General features: G+C 67.4%; 22 protein-coding genes. 12 read left to right on the top strand and 10 right to left on the bottom strand.

Annotated elements, in window-relative coordinates; genetic code table 11:
- The first annotated feature begins 217 nt into the window (after positions 1-217).
- Positions 218-1,984: a DEAD/DEAH box helicase gene (locus ACVWYS_RS04655; RefSeq protein WP_456508537.1), complete on the top strand. Its 1,767-nt coding sequence runs from the start codon at positions 218-220 to the stop codon at positions 1,982-1,984.
- Positions 1,985-1,992: 8 nt separating this feature from the next.
- Entirely contained in the window at positions 1,993-2,874 is an 882-nt protein-coding gene (locus ACVWYS_RS04650) for a DNA-methyltransferase (RefSeq protein ID WP_116767341.1), read from the top strand.
- Between the two features lie 104 nt (positions 2,875-2,978).
- Here the strand turns inward: ACVWYS_RS04650 and ACVWYS_RS04645 are convergent, their stop codons facing one another.
- Entirely contained in the window at positions 2,979-3,824 is an 846-nt protein-coding gene (locus ACVWYS_RS04645) for a PHP domain-containing protein (protein ID WP_456509402.1), read from the bottom strand.
- Between the two features lie 135 nt (positions 3,825-3,959).
- Between ACVWYS_RS04645 and ACVWYS_RS04640 the strand changes: the two genes are divergently transcribed.
- A complete protein-coding gene (locus ACVWYS_RS04640) occupies positions 3,960-5,543 on the top strand; it encodes an aminopeptidase P family protein (protein WP_456509401.1) in 1,584 nt (527 codons plus the stop codon).
- Between the two features lie 156 nt (positions 5,544-5,699).
- Here the strand turns inward: ACVWYS_RS04640 and ACVWYS_RS04635 are convergent, their stop codons facing one another.
- Positions 5,700-6,587, bottom strand: a complete 888-nt coding sequence (locus ACVWYS_RS04635; protein ID WP_456509400.1) for a general stress protein — start codon at positions 6,585-6,587, stop codon at positions 5,700-5,702.
- 77 nt (positions 6,588-6,664) lie between these two features.
- Here ACVWYS_RS04635 and ACVWYS_RS04630 point away from each other — a divergent pair, with 77 nt between their 5' ends.
- The 3 genes from ACVWYS_RS04630 to ACVWYS_RS04620 are packed head-to-tail and all read left to right on the top strand — an operon-like array spanning position 6,665 to position 9,886.
- On the top strand, positions 6,665-7,948 hold the full coding sequence (locus ACVWYS_RS04630; protein WP_091249035.1) for a magnesium transporter MgtE N-terminal domain-containing protein: 1,284 nt from the start codon (positions 6,665-6,667) through the stop codon (positions 7,946-7,948).
- The gene (locus ACVWYS_RS04625) at positions 7,941-8,747 is read left to right on the top strand and encodes a DUF1003 domain-containing protein (protein WP_456509399.1); all 807 of its coding nucleotides are present in this window, start codon (positions 7,941-7,943) and stop codon (positions 8,745-8,747) included. Before ACVWYS_RS04630 ends, ACVWYS_RS04625 begins: the two co-directional genes overlap by 8 nt.
- An 11-nt stretch (positions 8,748-8,758) precedes the next feature.
- Positions 8,759-9,886: an Mrp/NBP35 family ATP-binding protein gene (locus ACVWYS_RS04620; protein ID WP_456509398.1), complete on the top strand. Its 1,128-nt coding sequence runs from the start codon at positions 8,759-8,761 to the stop codon at positions 9,884-9,886.
- Between the two features lie 106 nt (positions 9,887-9,992).
- On the opposite strand, the gene ACVWYS_RS04615 is transcribed toward ACVWYS_RS04620, so the two are convergent.
- From ACVWYS_RS04615 to sigE, 3 genes are all read right to left on the bottom strand, one after another.
- Positions 9,993-10,388, bottom strand: coding sequence for a twin-arginine translocase TatA/TatE family subunit (locus ACVWYS_RS04615; protein ID WP_116767336.1), 396 nt, complete (start codon positions 10,386-10,388; stop codon positions 9,993-9,995).
- Between the two features lie 81 nt (positions 10,389-10,469).
- Complete coding sequence (locus ACVWYS_RS04610) at positions 10,470-11,849, bottom strand: hypothetical protein (RefSeq protein WP_456508532.1); 1,380 nt, start codon at positions 11,847-11,849, stop codon at positions 10,470-10,472.
- Positions 11,850-11,857: 8 nt separating this feature from the next.
- Positions 11,858-12,511 carry an RNA polymerase sigma factor SigE gene (gene sigE, locus ACVWYS_RS04605; RefSeq protein ID WP_116767334.1) on the bottom strand — a complete coding sequence of 218 codons (654 nt, stop codon included), beginning with the start codon at positions 12,509-12,511 and terminating at the stop codon, positions 11,858-11,860.
- A 292-nt stretch (positions 12,512-12,803) separates the two neighbouring features.
- Between sigE and ACVWYS_RS04600 the strand changes: the two genes are divergently transcribed.
- A complete protein-coding gene (locus tag ACVWYS_RS04600) occupies positions 12,804-13,436 on the top strand; it encodes an O-methyltransferase (protein ID WP_091249026.1) in 633 nt (210 codons plus the stop codon).
- Between the two features lie 126 nt (positions 13,437-13,562).
- Here the strand turns inward: ACVWYS_RS04600 and ACVWYS_RS04595 are convergent, their stop codons facing one another.
- The 4 genes from ACVWYS_RS04595 to ACVWYS_RS04580 all read right to left on the bottom strand — a co-directional run bounded on the left by ACVWYS_RS04595 (position 13,563) and on the right by ACVWYS_RS04580 (position 16,617).
- Positions 13,563-13,730 carry a DUF3117 domain-containing protein gene (locus ACVWYS_RS04595; RefSeq protein ID WP_079550332.1) on the bottom strand — a complete coding sequence of 56 codons (168 nt, stop codon included), beginning with the start codon at positions 13,728-13,730 and terminating at the stop codon, positions 13,563-13,565.
- 299 nt (positions 13,731-14,029) lie between these two features.
- The gene (locus ACVWYS_RS04590; protein ID WP_456509133.1) at positions 14,030-15,211 is read right to left on the bottom strand and encodes a hypothetical protein; all 1,182 of its coding nucleotides are present in this window, start codon (positions 15,209-15,211) and stop codon (positions 14,030-14,032) included.
- Between the two features lie 101 nt (positions 15,212-15,312).
- Positions 15,313-15,669: a DivIVA domain-containing protein gene (locus tag ACVWYS_RS04585; RefSeq protein WP_456508531.1), complete on the bottom strand. Its 357-nt coding sequence runs from the start codon at positions 15,667-15,669 to the stop codon at positions 15,313-15,315.
- A 48-nt stretch (positions 15,670-15,717) separates the two neighbouring features.
- Positions 15,718-16,617, bottom strand: coding sequence for an LOG family protein (locus ACVWYS_RS04580; protein WP_237563450.1), 900 nt, complete (start codon positions 16,615-16,617; stop codon positions 15,718-15,720).
- Between the two features lie 217 nt (positions 16,618-16,834).
- Between ACVWYS_RS04580 and ACVWYS_RS04575 the strand changes: the two genes are divergently transcribed.
- From ACVWYS_RS04575 to ACVWYS_RS04560, 4 genes are all read left to right on the top strand, one after another.
- Positions 16,835-17,590, top strand: coding sequence for an amino acid ABC transporter ATP-binding protein (locus tag ACVWYS_RS04575; protein WP_091249018.1), 756 nt, complete (start codon positions 16,835-16,837; stop codon positions 17,588-17,590).
- 63 nt (positions 17,591-17,653) lie between these two features.
- Positions 17,654-18,538, top strand: a complete 885-nt coding sequence (locus tag ACVWYS_RS04570; RefSeq protein WP_116767331.1) for a glutamate ABC transporter substrate-binding protein — start codon at positions 17,654-17,656, stop codon at positions 18,536-18,538.
- A 99-nt stretch (positions 18,539-18,637) separates the two neighbouring features.
- Positions 18,638-19,288: an amino acid ABC transporter permease gene (locus ACVWYS_RS04565; RefSeq protein ID WP_091249013.1), complete on the top strand. Its 651-nt coding sequence runs from the start codon at positions 18,638-18,640 to the stop codon at positions 19,286-19,288.
- Complete coding sequence (locus tag ACVWYS_RS04560) at positions 19,285-20,118, top strand: amino acid ABC transporter permease (protein ID WP_116767330.1); 834 nt, start codon at positions 19,285-19,287, stop codon at positions 20,116-20,118. The genes ACVWYS_RS04565 and ACVWYS_RS04560 overlap by 4 nt, the downstream gene beginning before the upstream one ends.
- A 109-nt stretch (positions 20,119-20,227) precedes the next feature.
- On the opposite strand, the gene dapE is transcribed toward ACVWYS_RS04560, so the two are convergent.
- Entirely contained in the window at positions 20,228-21,394 is a 1,167-nt protein-coding gene (gene dapE, locus ACVWYS_RS04555) for a succinyl-diaminopimelate desuccinylase (protein ID WP_456508530.1), read from the bottom strand.
- A gap of 139 nt (positions 21,395-21,533) precedes the next feature.
- On the opposite strand from dapE, the gene dapD reads away from it, so the two are divergent.
- Complete coding sequence (gene dapD / locus ACVWYS_RS04550; RefSeq protein ID WP_344367178.1) at positions 21,534-22,556, top strand: 2,3,4,5-tetrahydropyridine-2,6-dicarboxylate N-succinyltransferase; 1,023 nt, start codon at positions 21,534-21,536, stop codon at positions 22,554-22,556.
- The last annotated feature ends 47 nt before the right edge of the window (positions 22,557-22,603 follow it).

The following is a 22,603-nucleotide window of genomic DNA, read 5'->3' as shown; positions in this document are numbered from 1 at the left end:
ATGGATGCCCGGTCGTTGATTTCCATGATTTTCGAATTCAACAAGCCCGCCCCTACGCGATCTTGAGATACACCCGCTGGTCCCCAGTGCCAGCATTTAGATAGCCCGCGATCGGCTTCCACTGGAATTGCTTGCGCGCCTGAGCGTGCTCCGGAACGGCCACGGCCGGCCCCGTTGAGCAAGCAGCGCAGCCCAAAATGAATAAGGAAACTCACCTGTGAGTGAATTGCACACGCACCAGCTTCTGACCGATGAGTCGGGCACGGAGACCATCGAGCCCGAAGAAACCATCATTTCGGACGAAAAGCCGCACGAGATTGCCGAAAAGACGTTCGCCGATTACAACGTCCGCGCGGACATCGTGGAGTCCTTGGCCGACGCCGGCATCACCCACCCCTTCCCGATCCAGGCAATGACGCTGCCGGTCGCCCTGGCCGGACACGACATCATCGGCCAGGCCAAGACCGGCACGGGCAAGACCCTCGGCTTCGGCATCCCGGCGCTGCAGCGCGTCGTTGGCCGCGACGACGCCGGCTTCGACAAGCTGGCCGTGCCCGGCGCCCCGCAGGCCCTCGTGATCGTGCCCACCCGCGAACTCGCCGTCCAGGTAGCCAAGGACCTCGAGAACGCGGCCAAGAAGCGCAACGCCCGTATCGCCACCATCTACGGCGGCCGCGCCTACGAGCCGCAGGTCGATGCCCTGCAGAACGGCGTCGAGATCGTCGTCGGCACCCCCGGCCGCCTGATCGACCTCTACAAGCAGAAGCACCTGAGCCTGAAGAACGTCAGGATCGTCATCCTCGACGAGGCCGACGAAATGCTGGACCTCGGATTCTTGCCGGACGTCGAAACCCTGATCGCCGGTACCCCCGCGGTCCGCCAGACGCTCCTGTTCTCGGCCACGATGCCCGGCCCGGTCATCGCCATGGCCCGCCGCTACATGACCCAGCCGACCCACATCCGCGCCGCGGACCCGGACGACGAAGGCCTAACCAAGCGCGACATCCGCCAGCTGATCTACCGCGCCCACAGCATGGACAAGGTCGAAGTTGTTGCCCGGATCCTGCAGGCCCGCGGACGCGGCCGCACCATCATCTTCACCAAGACCAAGCGCACCGCTGCCAAGGTGGCCGAGGAACTCGTGGACCGCGGTTTCGCGGCTGCCGCGATCCACGGCGACCTCGGCCAGGGCGCCCGCGAACAGGCGCTGCGCGCCTTCCGTAACAACAAGGTGGACGTCCTCGTTGCCACCGACGTCGCCGCCCGCGGCATCGACGTCGACGACGTCACGCACGTGATCAACTACCAGTGCGTCGAGGACGAGAAGATCTACCTGCACCGCGTCGGCCGCACCGGCCGCGCCGGCAACAAGGGCACCGCTGTGACCTTTGTCGACTGGGATGACATGCCGCGCTGGGGGCTCATCAACAAGGCCCTGGGCCTAAACTTCCCCGAGCCCGTGGAAACCTACTCCTCCTCGCCGCACCTGTTCGAGGAACTCGACATCCCCGAGGGCACCAAGGGCCGCCTGCCCCGCGACAAGCGCGTGCTGGCCGGCGTCGACGCGGAGGTTCTCGAGGACCTCGGCGAGACCGGCAAGAAGAACACCCGCAGCAGCGCAAAGGACAGCGGAAGGGACGGCACCCGTGAGGGCAGCCGCACCGGCGCCCGCGAAGGTAACCGCACCGCCAGCCGTGACGGCGCCCGCGAAGGCAGCCGCACCGGCAGCCGGGACACCCGCCGCAGCGGCGCCGAGGCAGGCGGACGCTCCGGCGACCGCCGTCGTCGTCCCGCCGACGCCGAAGCCGCTACCGTTTCCACTGCCGGCGGGCAGGGCCCCGAGGCTGCTGCCGGCGCCGCGCCGGCGAAGGCCCCGACCGAGGTGGACCGTGCAACCCGTGCGCGTCGCCGCACCCGTACGCGCCGCCGCAACGGTGAAGTCGTGGCCGGCGGCGACGCACAGCCGAGCGGCGCCGAGGCCTAATCCCCTCCATGACTGACACCGTCTGGGCGCCGGACGGCAGCAACCTGGTGGTTCACGCGGACAACGCGGAATACCTCCCCACGCTGCCGGACGGCGCCTTCACACTGATTTACGTGGACCCGCCCTTCAACACCGGCCGGGTGCAACGGCGCCAGGAAACCCGGATGGTCCTCAACGCCGGCGGCGAGGGTGACCGCGTCGGGTTCAAGGGCCGGTCCTATGACACCATCAAGGGCGCGCTGCACAGCTACGACGACGCCTTCAGCGACTACTGGTCTTTCCTCGAGCCCCGGCTCGTGGAGGCCTGGCGGCTCCTGGCCGACGACGGCACCCTGTACCTGCACCTGGACTACCGCGAGGTGCACTACGCGAAGGTCATGCTGGACGCGATCTTTGGCCGCGAATGCTTCCTGAACGAGATCATCTGGGCGTACGACTACGGTGCACGGGCCAAATACCGCTGGCCCACCAAGCACGACAACATCCTTGTCTACGTCAAGAACCCGGCGAAGTACCACTTCGACAGCGCCGAGGTGGACCGTGAGCCCTACATGGCACCCGGGCTCGTCACCCCCGCCAAGCGCGAGCTCGGCAAGCTTCCCACCGACGTGTGGTGGCACACCATCGTCTCGCCCACCGGCAAGGAGAAGACCGGCTACCCGACGCAGAAGCCGGAGGGCCTCATCCGGCGCGTGGTCGCGGCCTCGAGCCGGCCGGGCGACTGGTGCCTGGACTTCTTCGCCGGTTCCGGCACGCTCGGCGCCGTGGCTGCGAAGCTCGACCGCAGGTTCGTGTGCGTGGACCAAAACCAGGCGGCCGTCGACGTCATGGCCAAACGACTGGCCGCGAAAGCGCAGTTCACCGCGTTCCCGCCGGACCCCGGGGCCTGACCCGCGGTCCCGCCCGCCTTTCGTCGCGATGCGCCATCACTTGTGGCGGGTAACCGGGCCTCTGACCGACCACAAGTGATAGCGCAATCAGGTTCGGGAAGGGCTCAGCGCACCACGGCGGAGCCGGTGCCCAGTTCCTCGATCCGGGCAAAGACTTCGGGCGAGGTCAGGTTTTCCCCCAGCAGGTTCGGCTTCCCGGCGCCGTGGTAGTCCGAGGACCCGGTGACCAGCAGGCCGTACCGTTTGGCGATGCGGCGCAGGAAGACCCTGCCCTCCTCCGGATTGTCCCGGTGGTAGATTTCCAGGCCGGCCAGCCCGGCGTCGATCATTTCCCGGTACGTCCCCTCCCCCACGATCCGTCCGCGGGCAGACGCGACGGGGTGCGCAAAAACCGGCACGCCACCGGCTTCCCGGACCAGTTCGACGGCGAGCGCCGGATCCGGCGCGTAGTGCTGGACCCAGTAGCGCGAGTGTGAGGTAAGGATGGAGCTGAAGGCCTCGGCCCGGTCCTCCACCACGCCTGCGGCCACGAGGGCGTCCGCGATGTGCGGGCGGCCGAGGGTGGCGCCCGGCGCGACGTGGTGGATCACGTCGTCCCATGTCAGCGGGTAGTCCTCGGCCAGCAGGGTGACCATCTTTTGGGCCCTCGCGTGCCGGGCGTCCTTGGCCTTGGTGATTTCCTCAAGGAGTCCGGGGTGGGCCGGGTCATGCAGGTAGCTCAACAGGTGGACGCTGATGCCTTCCCGGGTCCGGCAGGAGATCTCCATGCCCGGGACCAGGGCGACCCCCGTTTTCCGGGCCGCGACGGCGGCCTCCGCCCACCCGTCCGTGGAGTCGTGATCGGTCAGCGCGACGACGTCCAGCCCGGCGCCGGCAGCGGACTCAACGACGTCGGCCGGCGCCTGGGTGCCGTCGGAAACGTTCGAGTGCGCATGCAGGTCAATTCTCACCTCACCAGCCTAGTAGATGGCCCGGTCCAAAGCCCCGGCCCCGCGCGTCTATGCCCTGCGCCCGCGCGTTGCAGTTGCCGTGCAGCGGGAGCGCGCCGTTGGCCTAAGCCGCGGCGCTGGTGAGACTATTGGACGGTGAACGATGCAGATAACACCCAAGTCTCCGCTTCCCAGCCCCTCGAAGAGCGCGTCAACAACCGCTCGCAGCGGCCCAGTTCCGACGCTTTCAAGGCTTTTATGGCCAGCAACTGGGCGCCGGCCATGCAGCAGCTCCCCGAGCGGGACGCCGTCGCCGGCCACGCAGCAGCCCGGCGCCGCGCGATTTCAGGCCAGTTCAAAGGTGAACGCCTGGTCATCCCCGCCGGCCCGCTGAAGGTCCGCTCGAACGACTGCGACTACCGCTTCCGGCCGCACTCGGCCTTCGCGCACCTCACCGGCCTCGGCGTGGACCACGAGCCCGATGCGGTCCTGATCCTGGAGCCGGTGGCCGACGGCACTGGCGACGACGGCGGCAACCACCACGCCACGCTGTACTTCCGCCCGCTGGCCGGCCGCGACACCGAGCAGTTCTACGCCGACTCCCGCTCCGGGGAGTTCTGGATCGGCCCACGCCCCACCCTGGCCGAGTTCAAGGCCCGGCTCGGGCTGGACACCGCGGACATCAGCGAACTCGAACTCGCCATCACCAAAAACGTCGGTGCGCCCGAGATTGGCGGCATCTCCATCCGGCTGGTCCGCAAGGTTGACGAGAACATCGACGCCCTCGTGGACACCGCCCGCTACAACACGGCCAAGGATCCTGACAACCTTGACCTGAGCGTCCTCGATGCCCTGGACGAGAAGCTCAGCGAGGCCCTCTCCGAGCTGCGCCTGCTGAAGGACGAGTGGGAAATCGAACAGATGAAGACCGCCGTGGCCGCGACCGTGGCAGGCTTCACGGAGGTCGTCAAGGCACTCCCGCGGGCGCTGACCCACCACCGCGGCGAGCGCGTCGTCGAAGGGGCGTTCTTCGCCCGGGCCCGCGAGGACGGCAACGAACTCGGCTACGACACCATCGCCGCGTCCGGCAACAACGCCACCATCCTGCACTGGACCCGGAACACCGGAAAGATCGCTGCCGGTGAACTGCTGCTCCTGGACGCCGGCGTCGAGGCCGATTCCCTGTACACGGCCGACGTCACCCGCACCCTGCCGGCGAACGGCAAGTTCACGGAGATCCAGCGCAAGGTCTATGAGGCAGTGCTCGACGCCGCCGACGCCGGCTTCGCGGCCGCCCAGCCGGGCACCAAATTCCGGGACATCCACACCGCAGCCACCACCGTTCTCGCGGAGCGGCTCGCCGAATGGGGCCTCCTGCCCGTCTCCGTGGAGGAAGCCGTCAGCGCCGAAGGGCAGCAGCACCGCCGGTGGATGCCGCACGGCACCAGCCACCACCTCGGCCTCGACGTCCACGACTGCGCGCAGGCGAAGCGGGACCTGTACCTCGACGGCGTGCTCACACCCGGAATGGTGTTCACGATCGAACCCGGCCTGTACTTCAAGAACGAGGACATCGGCATCCCCGAGGAATACCGCGGCATCGGTGTCCGGATCGAGGACGACATCCTCATGACGGCCGACGGCCCGGTCAACCTCAGCGCTGCGTTGCCGCGCAAGGCGGACGACGTCGAGTCCTGGATGGCGGGCATCTACCTGGAATTCGACGGCCAGACGCCGTAGCGTCCGTCAGACGAGCCGAAGAAGCACAGAAAAGGGAGGGTCCCTGGGACCCTCCCTTTTCTGCGTCTGCAGCTTCTTGTGAGGCTAGCTTCTTGTGAGTCTTCTTTCGCCGATTGTCTCGTGCAGGCCTCTTCTGAAGCTTTCCTCTGCCGCGGGTTAGTGCTGCTGGCCGTCGTGGCCCGACGCGGGTTTGTCGCTGTCCGTGACCCTGACCCCGTACTGCGGGCGGCCGTCCGGGAGGTCGGGGTAGGTCACGCCGGAGACCCGGCCTGCCGGGCGGGCCGGCTCTTCCTCCGTGCCCGGGGCCGCCGGGGCGTGGCCCGGGGTCCCGGCCTGCTGGGGCTGGCCGCCCTGGTACTGTCCGGCCGGCTCGCTGCCGGGCTCCGGCGTTCTCTGGCCGTAGGGATCGTTCCAGCCCGCCGGGCGCTGGGGTGCATGGCCCAGCTGGCCTGGCTGCTGCGGGCCCGGCTGCTGCGGGCCCGGCTGCTGCGGGTTGTGCTGCTGGGGTTCCTGCTGCCGGTAGCCGGACGCGTCATGCGGCGTCATGGGCAACTGGTGAAGCAGGCGCCGCGCTTCGCCGGCGGCCTCGAAGGAGACCACCACGTCATAGTTGGTCGCCACCACCTGGCTGGTTGAGGTGAAGTCGCGCTTGCCGCGCTGCATGGCGTAGGTGACGATGCCAAACAGCATGAAGAATGCGGCGCCCATCAGCACGGACGTCACAATCGAGAAATACCCGGGGGTCGTGGAGAAGAAGGAGAGCATGACGCCGACGAATAGGCCGAACCACATGCCGCTGAGGGCGCCGGACAAGGCGACCCGCGGGTAGGTCAGGCGGCCGGTCACCCGCTCGACCATCTTCAGATCGTTGCCCACGATCGACACCATCTGCACGGGGAACTGCTGGTCCGCCAGGTAGTCCACCGCCTTCTGGGCATCCAGGTAGGAGTTGTAGGAACCGACGACGTCGCCTCTCGGGACGGCGCGGGCCTCGTCCGAGCCGTTGGGGGCACCGGCCCTGGGAGCACCAAAAATGTTTGACATACGCCCATTCTCACCCATCCGGCTGGTATACGGCTGGAAATTCAGCTAAAAGAGAGCAGACTGGGTAGCCTGTATGAGTGAGCACGAATCTTACGCGGGTGTTTGTCGCGCGCCTCCTCGGACTGGACGTCTTTGACCCACTGGGCGACCGTCTGGGACGGCTGCGCGATGTCGTGGTGCTCTCCCGGGGAACCAGGGGCGCCCCGCACGTGGTGGGCATCGTCGTCGAAGTCCCCGGGAAGAAGCGCGTGTTTGTGCCGATGACCCGGATTACGTCCATCGACCAGACCCAGATCATCTGCACCGGCCTGGTCAATCTGCGCCGCTTCGAACAGCGCGGTGCGGAAACCCTTGTGGTCGCTGAAATGTTCGACCGCCGGGTGACCCTCGCGGACGGCAGCGGAGACGCGACCATCGAGGACATCGCCATGGACAAGCACCGCTCGGGCGACTGGTTCGTGAGCAAGCTTTTCGTACGCCGCGGCCACTCCCTCTCACCGCTGAGCCGGCTGCGCCGCAACGAAACCATGATCATCGACTGGGCCGATGCCCAACAGGGCGCCAAGACCGAGCCCCAGGCCGCCACCCAGTTCGTGGCGACGCACGAGGACCTCAAGCCGGCCGACTTCGCCGAAGCACTCCAGGAAATGAGCGACAAGCGCCGCTTCGAGGTCGCCAGTGAACTCCAGGACGAACGGCTCGCCGACGTCCTGCAGGAGATGCCCGAAGGCGATCAGGTGGAGATCCTCTCCGCGCTGGACATCAACCGCGCCGCCGACGTCCTGGAGGAAATGGATCCCGACGACGCCGCGGACCTCCTCGCCGAACTTCCCAGCGCGCAGGCCGAGGAACTCCTGCAGCTGATGGAACCCGAAGGCGCCGAGGACGTCCGCCGCCTGCTCGAATACGACGAGGACACCGCCGGCGGCCTCATGACGCCGGTTCCGGTGATCCTTCCCCCGGAGGCAACCGTCGCCGAGGCACTCGCCCACGTCCGCCGGGAGGAACTCTCGCCCGCGCTGGCGTCCTCGATCTTTGTTGCCCGTCCACCGCTGGAAACTCCCACCGGGCGTTTCCTCGGCGTCGTGCATATCCAGCAGCTGCTGCGCTACCCGCCGCCCGAGCCGCTGGGCAACCTCGTGGACAAGAGCCTGGAACCGGTTTCCGACCAGGCCCATATCAGTGAGGTGGCCCGGGCCCTGGCCACCTACAACCTCAATTCGCTCCCCGTGGTCAACTCGGACGGACGGCTTGTGGGGGCGGTGACTGTTGACGACGTGCTTGATCACCTGTTGCCGGACGACTGGCGCGCCCACGAGGACGACGCCCCGATAAGGAAGCTTGGAGGCCGCATTGGCTGATCCCACCGCACCCCGGACCTCCAACGTCCGCCCCGGCAGCAGGACTTCCGGCGGCCTGGACACGCCTCTCAGCGGCCGGCAACGTATCCTGCCCAATTTCCGTCCCGACCCGGACGCCTTCGGCCATGCCACGGAAGGCTTCGCCCGTTTCATGGGCACCCCGCAGTTCCTGCTCTACATGACCGTGTTCTGTGTCTTTTGGCTGGGCTGGAACACGTGGGCCCCGGTTGAATGGCAGTTCGATTCACGGGCACTGGGCTTCACCCTGCTGACCCTCATGCTCTCCCTCCAGGCCTCCTACGCCGCTCCGCTGCTGCTGCTCGCGCAGAACCGCCAGGACGACCGGGACAAGGTCTCGCTCCAGCAGGACCGGCAGCGGGCTGAGCGCAATCTCTCCGACACCGAGTACCTGACCCGGGAACTTGCGTCCCTGCGCATCGCGCTGCGCGAGGTCGCCACCCGCGACTACGTCCGCGCCGAGCTGCGCAGCCTGCTGGAGGACATGCTGGAGGCGCAGGAGGAACTGCGCACGCATGATCCTTCTGCCGGCGCCCACGAGACCCCGCGGGACAAGGTCAAGGAGAAGCTGAAGGAGCGTCGCGACAAGCAGCGCGGGCCCCGGACCCAGCAGATCCCCCGCGTCAAGACCGGCGGCAAGCGGGACACCGCGCAGGAGGACCGGAAAGCGAACCCGCCATTGAACCCCTCCGCGAACCCGCCGTCGAGCCTCACGGCCGATGCTGCGGATGCTGCCGACCCCGCCCGCCTGCCTGCACACCGCACCTTCCCCGAAAGCTGAGCATCGCCCGCATGAGCACCCCGCTGGAACAGGCAGTGCACGCGGCACTTGCCACCGTGATCGACCCTGAACTCCGCCGCCCCATCACCGAGCTCGGCATGGTGGAGTCGGTGCAGATCTCCGACGGCGGCAGGGTGCGGCTTGTGGTGCTTCTGACCATTGCGGGCTGCCCGCTGCGCGGCACCATCACCGCGGACGCCGAAGCTGCCCTGTCCGCCGTCCCGGGCGTCACCGGCGTCGATGTTGACTTGAAAGTCATGACGCAGGCGCAGCGCGACGCCCTCAAGGAGCAGTTGCGCGGCTCCGGCGGCCAGCGCGGCATCCCGTTCAACGCTCCCGGCTCTCTGACCAGGGTGTACGCCGTCGCGAGCGGCAAGGGCGGGGTGGGCAAGTCTTCGGTGACGGTCAACCTGGCGTGCGCGCTGGCGGCCCAGGGGCTTCGCGTGGGGATCGTGGACGCGGATGTGTACGGTTTCTCCGTCCCGGCGCTGATGGGCATCACCCAGGCCCCCACGCGGGTGGACGACATGATCCTGCCGCCGGTGGCCTACGGGGTCAAGGTCATCTCCATCGGCATGTTTGTCACCGGAAACCAGCCCGTCGCATGGCGCGGGCCGATGCTGCACCGGGCGCTGGAGCAGTTCCTCACGGACGTGTACTTCGGCGACCTCGACGCCCTCTTCCTGGACCTGCCGCCGGGCACGGGCGACATCGCGATCTCCGTAGCCCAGCTGCTGCCCAAGGCCCAGATCCTGGTCGTGACCACTCCGCAGGCGGCCGCCGCGGATGTTGCCGAGCGGGCCGGGGCGATCGCCACGCAGACCGGCCAGACCGTGGCCGGCGTCGTGGAAAACATGTCCTATCTTGAAATGCCCGACGGCGGCAGGATGGAACTGTTCGGCAGCGGCGGCGGCGCCGTGCTCGCCGAGCGCCTCTCCGCCACCGTGGGTGAGGACGTCCCGTTGCTGGGCCAGATTCCCCTCGAAGTCCTGTTGCGTGAGGGCGGAGATGCCGGGGTGCCGCTCGTGCTGGGCCGTCCCGAGACGCCGGCTGCCCTTGCCTTGGCCGGGATCGCCGGGAAGCTGGCGTCGGTGCCCCGCGGGCTCAAGGGCATGCCGCTGGGTCTGCAGCCCCGCTGACCGGGGCGGCAGGTTGAGGCAGACGGCTGGCGCCACTGTTGGCGTCCTCAGACCGGGGCAGGATCATTCGAGCCGGGCCGCATATTGGGCCGGGCCGCGTGAGGTCCTAGGTCGCTTCTGAGTCGAAGGGCGCTGATTCGCCCGCGGGCAGCCGCTCAAAGACCCGGGCCGGGCGGTGTTCGGCGACGGCAGTGGCGGCCGCAGCCGCGGAAACCGTTACGGGCGCCCCGGAGCTCACCGGCTTGGTGTCGTCCTCCAGGAGCGCTTCCTTGATGATCCGGCGCGGATCGTACTGCCGGGGGTCATACTTCTTCCAGTCGACCTCGTCGATATCGATGCCGACTTCTTCCTTGATCTGTTCCCGCGCACCCGACGCCATCCGGCGCACTTCCTTGACGATATTGGCAAGTTTCTGGGTGTATTCGGGCAGCCTGCTGGGACCAATCACCAGAAGGCCGATGATCAGCAGAAGTAAGAACTCCGGTCCATTGATTCCAAGCACTTTAGGAAGATTACCCTCTCGTTCGGGCTGGCGACGACTTCGCGAAGTCGGGATGCCTACGATGTCGACCCCGTTGCTGCCTCACGGGGCCAGGTGCTCCAGGATTCGGCTCAGCCCGCGCTCGATCCGTTCCGGGATTCCGTCGCGTGACGCGGGCGCCGAGGCTGGGCTGCTTACCCGGGTGAGGGCGGCAGCGCCGTCGCCGGCCTGATCGGCCGGCAGGTCAGACACGTACGTGTAGGTGGCCGCGGCGGTCTGGTAGATGGCCCGGTAGGGCGGGCCGGGGTTGACCCAGAGCGCATTGTCCCCGGGTCCGGCCCCGGGCCGGGCGTCAGGCCCGGATTCCGGGGCTGCGGCCGTACCGGCCTTCGCCACCGTGAAGCCGTCCGTCATGGCGGTGTGGCCCGTCAGCACGTTGATTGGCGAAGCATCCGCCCGGGCCTGTGCCGCTGGCGTTCCGGGCACCCGCGGCGCGGAATCGTGCTGTTCCAGGACCGTGGCGAAGTGCCGGCCGTCCGTGAGGCGAAGTTCCAGGACCTCGTCCCCGGACATGACACCGGCCCGGGCCCACATCAGGTGGAATCCTAGGTCCCGCAGTTCCGGACATGTCCATCCCTGCGCCCGCAAAGCCGCAAGCTGCCCGGCGCTCAACGCCCCGGCCGGGGTGAAATCGGGTTCGCCGCCCGGGCCGAGTCCAACCCAGGGTCCGCTTCCCGCGTCCCCCGGGACGCCGGCGGTGCCGGTTCCGCCGGCACTGGAGCCGTCGACATCAGACAGGTTCCCCGTGGCAAGCGGCTCTCCGGTGGCGAGCTGCCCTGCGGTATCGGGGTGGGAGAGTTTGGAGGTCTCTGCGCCGTCGGCCAGGACTGTGGCGTCGCCTCCCATGAAGTATGCGGTGCCGGCCATGAGGGCGAGGGCGGCTACGGCCCCTCCCGCCGCCAGTGCGGGCAGGCGCGGGCCGCGGCGGCGGCCGCCTTGGGGATGCGCGGCCTCCGCCGGCCAACGGCCAAGCGGCCGGTCCGTCCCTGGCCGATCTGTCGTGAAGTCTTCTGCGGGCAAACGCCCTGGCGCCTGATGCGTGCCTCCCGGCGCTGTGTCGGCCCAGGCCGATTCCGCGCCTTCCGTGTCCGCCCGCGCGCTGCCTGCAGGGGCTGTGCCCGCCGGTGCCGTATCAGTTCGTGCTGAGTCTGTGCCTTCTGCAGCTGCGCGTTCGGCGGCCAACTGCCCGGTCCGTGCCAGGAGCCGTGCGGTCAGGTCCTCGCTGGCCTCGGGCACGGCGGCGCCGCGGAGCCTCTCCAGGTACTGGCGCTCGCGCTGCTGCCGGGCGCGGCATTCGGCGCAGGTCTCCATGTGATCGTGGTGGCCGGCGGACAGCTTCCGGGTGGCGCCGATGCGGCTACGGCCGGTCCTGCCCGAAAACCTGCAGCCGGAACCGCCCAGCAAACGTTTCAGTAGACCCATGGACCGCTTCAGAGGAGGCCGGCGATGCGCGGCATTTTGAGCCGCGGCTTGAGGGACTGCTTGGCCTGCTGTGCAGGGCGCGGGTCGCGGTGCGCGAGCTTTTCGCGCAGCATCGTCCGGCCGCGGTGGATGCGGGACCTGACGGTGCCGAGTTTGATGTCCAGCGCGGCGGCGACTTCGTCGTAGGACAGGCCCTCGAGGTCGCACAGCACGACGGCGGCCCGGAAGTCCGGGGGCAGTTCTTCAAGCGCGGCCTGAACATCGACGTCGAGGTTGTTGAATTCGAAGCTCTGCTCCGGGCCGGGTTCCCGGCCGGGGAGCCGCGACTCGGCGTCGTCGGCCAGGGCGTCAAAGCGGATCCGGCTCTTGCGCCGGGCCTGGTCCAGGAAAAGGTTGGTGGTGATCCGGTGCAGCCAGCCGTCCAGGGTGCCCGGCCTGAAGTTCTCCAGCGAACGGAACACCCGGACGAACACCTCCTGGGTGAGGTCCTCGGCGTCGTACTTGTTTCCGGTCAGCCGGTACGCAAGGCGGTAGACCTTGGCGGAGTGGTTCGTCACCACTTCCTCCCAGGTGGGCCGTACCCATTCGGCTTCCGCCGCGGTGCCGGGCTGGCCGGTTGGATCAGTTGCCTCAGTTGCCGGGACAGGTGTCAGAACCGACATCGTCCGCTCCCCTCATGGATGGTACCTACGCCTGAACGGTGCCTGCTCGCGCAGGTTCCTGCACTCTTCATTCGACGCCGATCACCACGCGGATGAGCGGATACCCATCATTTCAAAATAAGCTGGGAATTTCCTGACGCGACGCAGTCTTCCGCCGAAGGCAGAACGCCTGCCCCGAGGCGGATCGCCTGCCCGTCTGCCGGGGCCACGGCCCCGCCGCCTCCGTGTCGCGTCCCGTCGGACACAGTACGCTGTAGGGAGTACTCCCCTGCCGCCCAGAAAGCGATTACCCATGAGCGCCGATAAGTCCACGAGCTGGTCCTACGCAGAAGATCTGCCTGCCGAGGATGAGGTCCTGTTGCACGCGCGCGAACGGTCTTTCGAGCTTGGCGTGACGCCGATCGGCCCAGGCGTGGGTGCCGTGCTGACGGTGCTGGCAGCGGCGTCCAAGGCACAGACCGCCGTGGAGATCGGCACCGGCGCCGGGGTGTCCGGCGTGTGCATCCTGCGCGGGCTCGGTCCGCAGGCGGTCCTGACGACGATCGACGTCGACGTCGAACACCTCAAGGCGGCGCGCGAAGCGTTCCAGGAAGCCGGCAGCCCCGCCAACCGCACGCGCACCATTTCGGGCCGCGCCGGCGACGTCCTGCCGCGGCTGACGGACGGGGCCTACGATCTCGTGTTCATCGATGCCGACAAACCGAACTACCCCAGCTACGTGGAGCAGGCCGTGCGGCTGCTCAAGTCCGGCGGCCTGCTGATCGTCAACGACGCCCTCGACAAGGACCGTGTGGCGAACCCGGCCGCCCGGGACGCCACCACCGTGGTGCTCCGCCAGATCGGCAAGTCCATCCGCGACGACGACCGACTCGCCTCCGCCATGCTGCCCACCGGCGACGGCCTGCTCATAGCCGTCAAGAAGTAAGCGTCAGGAACCACGCGCCAGGCACAGGCAGGAGACGCACAAGCAGGGGACGCACAAGCAGAAAAGGGCGGGGTCCGCAGCCTGGTGGCTGGGACCCCGCCCTCTTGCGAAGCTCTTGGTGTGAAGCTATTCGGTGACGCCGACGAGGCATTCCTTGAGGTTTGTCGCCTCAGCAGCGTTGAGCTCGACCACGAGCCGCCCCCCGCCTTCGAGCGGAACACGCATGATCAAGCTTCGTCCCTCTTTCGTCACTTCCATAGGGCCGTCGCCGGTGCGTGGTTTCATTGCCGCCATAAGGAATATCCCCTCCATTAGTCCCTGACATACCAGCCCGGCCGGGCTGCGTCCGCTTGGTCAATCAAGCCGTCCGGCAGCGCTCCAGGAGGCCGCCGTGACAGACCCGCTCACAACCGCTTACGAATAAACCGCTTGCGAATCAACCGCTTGCCATCAAACCGCTCGCGATTAAACTCAGTGTGCTTCTTGTCCTTGCTTATCCTCTATTATCGCGTAACAATGCGCCCGGAGCTAATCGTTGGACTTTCCAGCGCGCCCCGGAAAGCCGGGGCGGCAACGCGAAATGGTGCCGTGGGTCACGGCGGATAGTCCCCTCCGCCCGGCAGCGGCGCCCACGCCCACAGCCACACAATCCAGACGATCTGCAGCAGGACGAACATGACCACCACGGCTCCCCGGTAGGCGCGGGAGCGCGAGAGCAGTGCGGCGCTGAGGGCGAGCGGGAACAGCGGCAGCAGCATCCGGAACGTGCTGGTCTGCGGTTGCAGGAAGGCCAGCAGGTAACCCATGTAGCAGCAGCACCAGAGCCTCAGTTCAGCGCCCAGCGCAACCACGGGCCGCGACATCATGAAAAGCGTAAAGGCGGCCACGAAAAGGAACGGGGCCAGCACTCCGAGCGTCGGCCCGAAGAGCATGATGCCGGTGTCGAACCATGGCTTGAACGGCACCAGGTCATCGCCGCGCCATGCGGTTTCGGTCTTGGTGTAGGCCCCGAGATCACCGGTTGCGGCCCAGGCGATGGCCGGCCACAGCAGCGCACCGACCCCGCTGACGGCTGTCAGCCCGCCCAGGGACCACAGCTGCGCGTTGGTGTGGACGGGAACCCCGCGCGGGGGGCGCCCTGCCAGGCGCTGCCAGAGTCGGTAGAGGAACAACAGCCCCATCATCACCGCAAACGGGACCCCGGTAGGCCGGGAAAGGCACATGAGGAGCACCACGGGCATGGCCCACAGGTATCGGCGCTCCATGACCAGCAGCAGCGCGGCGCCAAGGAGCAGCAGGTTGAGGGATTCGGCGTAGGGCACCTGCAGCACCGGCGCCACCGGGAATGCCGCCAGGAAGATGATCCCCCAGAGTGCCGTGCGGTGGGAGGCCCGGTGCCGGAAAATCCTGTAGGCCACGAGGGCTGCCCCCAGCCCGGCGGCCAGCGCAATGGCCGTCAGCGACCACGCCGGACCCGTGCCCGTCAGCCCGGACACCACCCTGCCCAGCACGGGAAACAGCGGGTAGAAAGCCCACGCGTTCTCCTGAACGGTGCCGGCCGCGTCTGTCGGCAGCAGCGCCGGATACCCGTTCTGCAGCGCTTCGGAGTACCAACGGGCGTCCCAGATGTTGATGAAGTTCCAGTAGTCCGGTTTCGCGGGAAACCAGGGATTCACGCCCTGGTGCAGCGCGGCGGCCATAAAGATGCAGGCGCTGACCAGACGGGCGGCGATGTACAGGCCGGCCACCTGGACCCACCACGGCCACCGCGACATCCGGGCGCCGGCCGCCGCGATGCTGCTCCACGCCGCCGCGTTCAGGCCCCTTTGTCCCCCGGCGTCAAGCGCCGGGACTGCCTCCGGGTCCTCCACGTGGCTCACGGACGCTGCTCTGTCGGCCGGCGGAGGCGTTCCAGTTCCTCCCCCAGCGCCTCGATCTTTTGGTCTTTGACGGTGATCTGGTCCCGCAGATCGTCAAGGACCTGGTCCACCTGGTCCATCCGGTAGCCGCGGAGCCCGACGGCAAATCGGAGATGGTCGATGTCCGTCGCGGCCGCACGGTCTGGCAGCAGGACCGGCGGCAGGGACGCGACCGGCTCGTCGAAACCGTCCTCAAAGGGCACCTCAGCGCCGCCGGCCGTGTCCCGGCGGAAGATTTTCGGCGCCAGGCCGGTACCCAGAAGGATGGCGACGCCGGTCAGCGCAATCGCAAGGAAGACCAGAAAGAGACTCACTAGACCATCGTGCCAGAAGCCGGACGCCGGTGCGCTCAGCCCGGCGCTTCAGCCCCGCGTTCCGCCGCCCTTTCCGTTGCCGTTTCCGGTGCCGTTCCCGTTGGTGGAGCCCCCGTTCGGGTTCCGGTGACGGGCCGCGCCCTCGACGACGAGTTCGACGGCGAGCGCGGGATCGTCCACCACCTGCACGAGGTCAAGGTCCTCCTCGGACACCATGCCCTCGGTGACGAGGGTGTCCCGGACCCAGTCGAGCATCGGGGTCCAGAACGCGGTTCCCACGAGGACGATCGGGAAGGATGTGACCTTGCGGGTCTGGACCAGGACCATGGCCTCGAAGAGCTCGTCCAAGGTGCCCAGGCCGCCGGGGAGGACAATGAAGCCCTGGGCGTACTTGACGAACATGGTCTTGCGGGCGAAGAAGTACCGGAAGTTGATGCCCAGATCCACCCACTGGTTCATGCCCTGTTCGAAGGGCAGCTCGATCCCGAGCCCCACCGAAACGCCATTGCCCTGAACGGCACCCTTGTTGGCGGCCTCCATCGAACCCGGGCCGCCGCCCGTGATCACGGCCAGTCCGGCCTCGGCCAGTTTGCGCCCGACCTCGACGCCGAGCTCGTAGTTGAGGGTTCCGGGCACCGTGCGGGCGGAGCCGAAGACGCTGACCGCCGGGCCCAGGTCGGCGAGGGCGCCGAACCCTTCCACGAACTCGCTCTGGATCCGCAGGACGCGCCAGGGATCGGTGTGGACGAACTGGCCCGGCCCCTTGGTGTCGAGCAGGGTCTGGTCCGACATTGTGACCTTGGCGGCCTTCCGGCGCAGCTCGAGCGGGCCTTTATGGCGGATCCCGTTCGGCGCCGGGGTGCTTCGGACCTCGCGGGCCGGCTTTCCGGCGGGGTTCTGTTCGGGGTTTTGCTCGGGGCCGTGCTGCGGATCGGTACTCATGCCCATAGGCTAGCGCGGAACACCGCGCCCGCGGCTTCGGTGCGGCGGCGCCACGCCCGGCGGCAGGCTGCGACCGCCTGCGGCCCGGAGGCGCAAAACAGCGGCCGGAGAGCGGGCAGTGGCCGCGCCGGGGACCAGGGCGTACAGGTATCTCTTGAATCACGATCTGCACCAAACTGCGTGATTGCCGTCATATCTTGTCAATCTTCGTTAGATTCTTTATATGACTACTCAAGTGCCCGGCGATGCGCTCGTCTCCCTGAAGGCCGTGAACAAGCATTACGGCCAGTTGCACGTCCTGAAGGACATCAACCTGAATGTCCGCAAAGGTGAGGTTGTTGTTGTCATCGGCCCCTCGGGTTCCGGCAAGTCAACGCTCTGCCGCGCCATCAACCGCCTCGAGACAATCGACGACGGTGACATCAGGATCGATGGCAAGGAACTGCCTGCGGAGGGCAAGGAACTGGCGAAGCTGCGCGCCGACGTCGGCATGGTCTTCCAGTCCTTCAACCTGTTCGCCCACAAGACCATCCTGGAGAACGTCACCCTCGGCCCCATCAAGGTCAAGGGCGTTTCCAAGGCCGAGGCCGACAAAGACGCCATGGCACTGCTGGAGCGGGTCGGCGTCGGGCATCAGGCCCCCAAACTTCCCGCTCAGCTCTCCGGCGGCCAGCAGCAGCGTGTTGCCATCGCCCGCGCCCTGGCGATGAAGCCGAAGGTGATGCTCTTCGATGAGCCCACCTCCGCCCTCGACCCGGAAATGATCAACGAGGTCCTGGACGTCATGGTCCAGCTCGCCAAGGAGGGCATGACGATGATCGTGGTCACCCACGAGATGGGCTTCGCCCGCAAGGCCGCCGACCGCGTCGTGTTCATGGCCGACGGCCAGATCGTCGAGGACGCGACCCCCGAGGAATTCTTCACCAACCCCAAGAGCAGCCGGGCCAAAGACTTCCTGTCCAAACTTCTGACGCACTGAGTTCATCGCTCGCGAGTTCGCACCCCGGCCGCCGGAAGGCGGCCGACCAATGAAAGGAATGTCATGAAGGCATTTTTGACCCGGAGGAAATCCCTTCTGGTTGCCGCATCCGCAGCACTGGCGCTCACCCTGAGCGCCTGTGGCGGCAGCTCCTCCACTACCACCAACCCGCCTGTAGCCGAGAAGCCGAGCTTTGCTGCCGATTCCACCATGGCCAAGCTTTCATCCGCAGGAAAGATCACCATCGGCACCAAGTTCGACCAGCCGCTCTTCGGCCAGAAGGGCCTCGACGGCAAGCCTGTCGGCTTCGACGTCGAAATCGGCAAGCTGATTGCCGCCAAGCTGGGCATCCCCGCCGACAAGATCGAGTGGGTTGAAACGGTCTCCGCCAACCGCGAGGAGTTCCTCAAGCAGGGCAAGGTGGACATGATCGTCGCCACCTACACCATCAACGACAAGCGCAAGACCCAAGTTGACTTCGCCGGCCCGTACTACGAGGCCGGCCAGGCCCTCATGGTGAACAAGGACAACAACTCCATCACCAAGCCCGAGGACCTCAAGGGCAAGAACGTCTGCTCCGTGACCGGATCCACCCCGGCCGCCACGATCGTGGAAAAGTACGGAGCAGTCCTGGTTCCTGCCGCGACTTACTCCGCCTGCCTTGAGCCGCTGCGCAACCACCAGGTTGAAGCCGTCACCACGGACAACGTCATTCTGGCCGGATTCGTATCCAAGGAACCGGATGCCTTCAAGCTGGCCTCCGACCAGACCTTCACCAAGGAGCCGTACGGCATCGGCCTGAAGAAGGACGACACGGCCTTCCGCATGTGGATCAACGACCAGCTGGAAGCCTTCGCCAAGGACGGGTCCTACAAGAAGGCCTGGGAAGACACCGCCGGCACCGTCATCAAGACCGCGCCCGAGCTTCCCACGATCGACCGCTACTAGCCGACTCTGGCGGCTGCCGGGCCCGCGGTTACCCCGCAGCCCGGCGGCCGCCACTGCCGTCTTTCGCCTGGAATCCCGTCAACGCAGCTGAAGGAACTTATGGACGTCATCATTGAAAACCTCCCCCAGTATTGGGACGGTTTTCTCAGAACCCTCTTCCTGTCCGTGGTCTCGGGGATCATTGCCCTGATCGTCGGCACCGTGCTCGCGGCGGCCCGAGTCTCCCCCGTCGCCGCGCTGCGCGGCTTCAGCATGGTGTACGTCGAGATCGTCCGGAACACCCCGCTGACCATTGCATTCTTTTTCGCGGCAGTGGTCCTGCCCCGCCTCGGCATCACGTTCCAACAGTTCGAGGTCGCCGCCATCATCGCCCTGAGCGCCTACACCTCGGCCTTCATTGCCGAGGCCGTGCGGTCCGGCGTCAACAGCGTCCCGGTGGGCCAGGCCGAAGCGGCCCGCAGCATCGGCATGAAGTTCAGCCAGGTGCTCACCCTCATCATCCTCCCCCAAGCCCTGCGCACCGTGATCCCGCCGCTGATCAACATCCTGATCGCTTTGGTCAAGAACTCCTCCGTTGCAGGCGCGTTCTATGTACTGGAACTCTTCGGCTACGGCAAGCAGCTGGCCAACGCCAACGGCGACGCCGTCGTGTGGGTCCTGGTCGGCATCGCATTCTTCTACCTGCTGATAACCGTCCCGCTTGGCTTCCTCGCCAACTTCGTTGAACGAAAGGTGGCAATCGCGCGATGAGCTCTGTTCTCTACGACGTCCCCGGCCCCAAAGCCCGCCGGATTTCGCTGATCGGCTCGATCATCGGCGTCATCGTGATCGGCGGCCTCCTCGTCCTGGCGGTCATGACCCTGGCCCAGCAGGGAATCTTCGACCCCAAACGCTGGGCGGTCTTCCAGATTCCCGATGTCTGGGTGCTGATCGGCAACGGCATCGGCGCGACGCTCGCCGCCGCGGCCGTGGCGGCCGTCATTGCCTTCCCGCTGGGCCTGCTCGTGTGCCTGCTGCGCATCTCGGACAACGCCTGGGTGCGGATGCCCATCAGGGTGGTGCTGGAATTCCTGCGGGGCATGCCCGTGGTGCTCATGATGCTGTTCGTTCTGCTCGTCTTTGCCACGAGCTCGTTCGTCGCAGTCGTGGCCGGCCTGGTCCTGTACAACTCCGCAATTTTTGCCGAGATCATCCGCGCCGGCATCCAGTCGCTGCCCAAGGGCCAGCGCGAGGCCGGCCTGGCGATCGGCCTGACCAGTTTCCAGTCCCGGCTGACCATCGAGCTGCCGCAGGCCATCCGCCGCATGCTGCCCTCGCTGGTCGCGCAGCTCGTGGTGCTGCTCAAGGACACCTCGCTGGGCTACATCGTCGCCTACGGCGAGCTGCTCCGGGCCGTGCAGGTCATGGCCGACTTCCTCGGCCCGCAGTACCTGTTCCCGGTGTTCTTCGTCGCCGCGGCCATCTACATCGCGATCGACCTTGCGGTCTCCCGCCTGGCCATCTGGCTCGAACGCCGCGGCTCCAAGCGTGCCGCCGGCGGCGTGGCACACGTCCCGGTCGCCGGGATCCCGACCAAGTAAGGCCTTTAGACGCTGAGAAGGTCCGGAATCCCACGGGTTCCGGACCTTTTCTGCGTCCTGACGTGCGCGGTCCGCGTGCTCCGCCGCGTGCGCGCGTTGCGCTGTGCGGTTAGGCGCTGAGCCAGGTCCGCAGCGCCCGCAGACATTCCCGGATGGCGTCCGCCTCGACGTGCTCGTTGTCCTTGTGCGCCAGCAGAGCATCGCCGGGCCCGAAGTTCACCGCCGGGATGCCCAGCTCGCTGAACCGTGCGACGTCGGTCCAGCCGTATTTGGGCTTCGGTTCCGCGCCGACGGCGGCCACGAAGGACGCGGCGGCCGGGTGGTTCAGTCCCGGCCGCGCCCCGGCAGCGCTGTCGGTGCGGACGACGTCGAATCCGTCCAGCAGCTCCCGCACCACGGCCTCGGCCCCGTCCGGGGTCTTGTCCGGGGCGAAACGGTAGTTGATTTCCACGACGCACTTGTCCGGGATGACGTTTCCGGCCGTGCCGCCGTGAATCTTCACGGCGTTGAGGCTTTCCCGGTAGTCGAGGCCGTCGACCGTCACGGTCTGCGGCTCGTACGCCGCCAGCCGGGCCAGGATCGGGGCGGCCGCGTGGATGGCGTTGCTGCCCATCCAGGCCCGGGCCGAGTGGGCGGCCTCCCCGAGTGTGGTCGCCTCGAAGCGCATCGTGCCGTTGCAGCCGCCTTCCACCGTGCCGTCGGTCGGCTCGAGCAGGATCGCGAAGTCACCGCCGAGCAGGGACCCGTGATTGCGCACCAGCCGGCCGAGGCCGCTCTTCACTGCCTCGACTTCCTCGTGGTCGTAGAAGACGAACGTGACGTCCTTGTCCGGCTCCGCGCCGGCGTCGAACATGGTGGCCGCAAGCGCCAGCTGCACAGCGACGCCGCCCTTCATGTCGGTGGCGCCGCGGCCGTAGAGGATGCCCTCCCCCGGCGCCCCGGAGGGCCAGTACGCCGGCACGGTCCCAAGCGAGCCCTCCGTGATGGGCAGCGGCACGGTGTCCAGGTGCCCCGCCAAGATCACGCGCTCGGCACGGCCGAGGTTGGTGCGGGCGATGATCGAATCGCCGTCGCGGACCAGCTCCAACTGCGGCAGCAGCCCGAGAGCATGCTCCACGGCGTCGGCCAGCGCCTTTTCGTTGCCGGAGACGCTGTTGATGTCGATCAAGGCGGCCGTGAGCAGGGCGACATCCTGGCGGAGGTCCAAGTGGACAGGGGCATGCCCTGAACTGCGGTCAAGGGCGCTGGCAGGGGTGCGGGGGTTCGTCGGGGTCACCGTCCCACTTTATCTGCTCGCCTGCCTCTCCCAACTGACCGCAGCAGGGGCCGTTTCAGGCGTCATAACGGCCCCTGCCGCGAGTCACTTGGGCGACTCACGTTTCAGCGCGCAAGGACGCTCTCGTTAGACTTGGGCCATGACTGAAACTGCTTCTTCCGCCGTGCCCGCCGACGCCCGCTCTGACGCCCGCTCTGCCTACGGCTATGGATTGGCCACCGTATCCACCCGCAATGGTGAAGCCACCGTGTTGGACGTGTGGTTTCCGGCTCCGGCGCTGGGAGTCGCGGCGCCGAGCCTGCGTGACGTGGCCAATGCGGACCAGTCGCTGATCGATATCGCGGCCAACGGCACCGACCCGGACCGCGGCACCGAGCAGAAGGTCGTCTTCGCCCAGATCCACCTGGACGAGGCACCGGCTGACACCGCGGACGCATACCTCCGCCTGCACCTGCTCTCGCACCGGCTGGTCCAGCCCAACAGCATCAACCTTGACGGCATCTTCGGCAAGCTCCCCAACGTGGTGTGGACCAACTTCGGTCCCGCGGCCGTCGAGGACTTCGAGCTCACCCGGGCACGCCTTCGCAAGCGCGGCGCCGTCACCGTCTTCGGCGTGGACAAGTTCCCCCGCATGGTGGACTACGTGGTCCCCTCCGGCGTCCGGATCGCCGACGCCGGCCGTGTCCGGCTCGGCGCGCACCTCGCCGAAGGCACGACGGTCATGCACGAGGGCTTCGTGAACTTCAATGCCGGAACCCTGGGCACCTCGATGGTCGAGGGCCGCATCTCGGCCGGCGTCGTCGCCGGTGACGGGTCCGACGTCGGGGGCGGTGCCTCGATCATGGGCACCCTTTCCGGCGGCGGCAAGGAAAAGATCGCCCTCGGGGAACGGGTCCTGCTCGGCGCCAACTCCGGCGTGGGCATTAGCCTGGGCGACGACTCCGTGGTGGAGGCAGGCCTTTACGTCACCGCCGGGACGCGCGTGCGAGTCATTAGCCCCCGGGATGCCGAAGGCGAGGACACCAGCCGGGTAGTCAAGGCCGTGGAGCTTTCGGGGGTTCCGAACCTGCTCTTCCGCCGCAATTCGACCACCGGCGCCGTCGAGGCGCTCCCCCGCAAGGGCCAGACCGTGGAGCTCAACGCGGACCTGCACGCCAACTGACCGGACCGGCTGGTACGGTATGGCGGGCGGTGAAGGCCGCTCCGGCG

The sequence above is a fragment of the Arthrobacter sp. TE12231 genome, assembly GCF_054062895.1.
Note: the sequence above shows the minus strand (reverse complement) of the source record. Positions and strands in the feature narration are given on the sequence as shown.

Bases quoted from the DNA above. Each gene is read 5' to 3' on its own strand.
- ACVWYS_RS04650 (WP_116767341.1), top strand. From the start codon at position 1,993: ATGACTGACACCGTCTGGGCGCCGGACGGCAGCAACCTGGTGGTTCAC.
- ACVWYS_RS04635 (WP_456509400.1), bottom strand. From the start codon at position 6,587: ATGTCAAACATTTTTGGTGCTCCCAGGGCCGGTGCCCCCAACGGCTCG.
- ACVWYS_RS04620 (WP_456509398.1), top strand. From the start codon at position 8,759: ATGAGCACCCCGCTGGAACAGGCAGTGCACGCGGCACTTGCCACCGTG.
- ACVWYS_RS04610 (WP_456508532.1), bottom strand. From the start codon at position 11,849: ATGGGTCTACTGAAACGTTTGCTGGGCGGTTCCGGCTGCAGGTTTTCG.
- sigE (WP_116767334.1), bottom strand. From the start codon at position 12,511: ATGTCGGTTCTGACACCTGTCCCGGCAACTGAGGCAACTGATCCAACC.
- ACVWYS_RS04600 (WP_091249026.1), top strand. From the start codon at position 12,804: ATGAGCGCCGATAAGTCCACGAGCTGGTCCTACGCAGAAGATCTGCCT.
- ACVWYS_RS04595 (WP_079550332.1), bottom strand. From the start codon at position 13,730: ATGGCGGCAATGAAACCACGCACCGGCGACGGCCCTATGGAAGTGACG.
- ACVWYS_RS04590 (WP_456509133.1), bottom strand. From the start codon at position 15,211: ATGTCGCGGTGGCCGTGGTGGGTCCAGGTGGCCGGCCTGTACATCGCC.
- ACVWYS_RS04580 (WP_237563450.1), bottom strand. From the start codon at position 16,617: ATGGGCATGAGTACCGATCCGCAGCACGGCCCCGAGCAAAACCCCGAA.
- ACVWYS_RS04575 (WP_091249018.1), top strand. From the start codon at position 16,835: ATGACTACTCAAGTGCCCGGCGATGCGCTCGTCTCCCTGAAGGCCGTG.
- ACVWYS_RS04570 (WP_116767331.1), top strand. From the start codon at position 17,654: ATGAAGGCATTTTTGACCCGGAGGAAATCCCTTCTGGTTGCCGCATCC.
- ACVWYS_RS04565 (WP_091249013.1), top strand. From the start codon at position 18,638: ATGGACGTCATCATTGAAAACCTCCCCCAGTATTGGGACGGTTTTCTC.
- ACVWYS_RS04560 (WP_116767330.1), top strand. From the start codon at position 19,285: ATGAGCTCTGTTCTCTACGACGTCCCCGGCCCCAAAGCCCGCCGGATT.
- dapD (WP_344367178.1), top strand. From the start codon at position 21,534: ATGACTGAAACTGCTTCTTCCGCCGTGCCCGCCGACGCCCGCTCTGAC.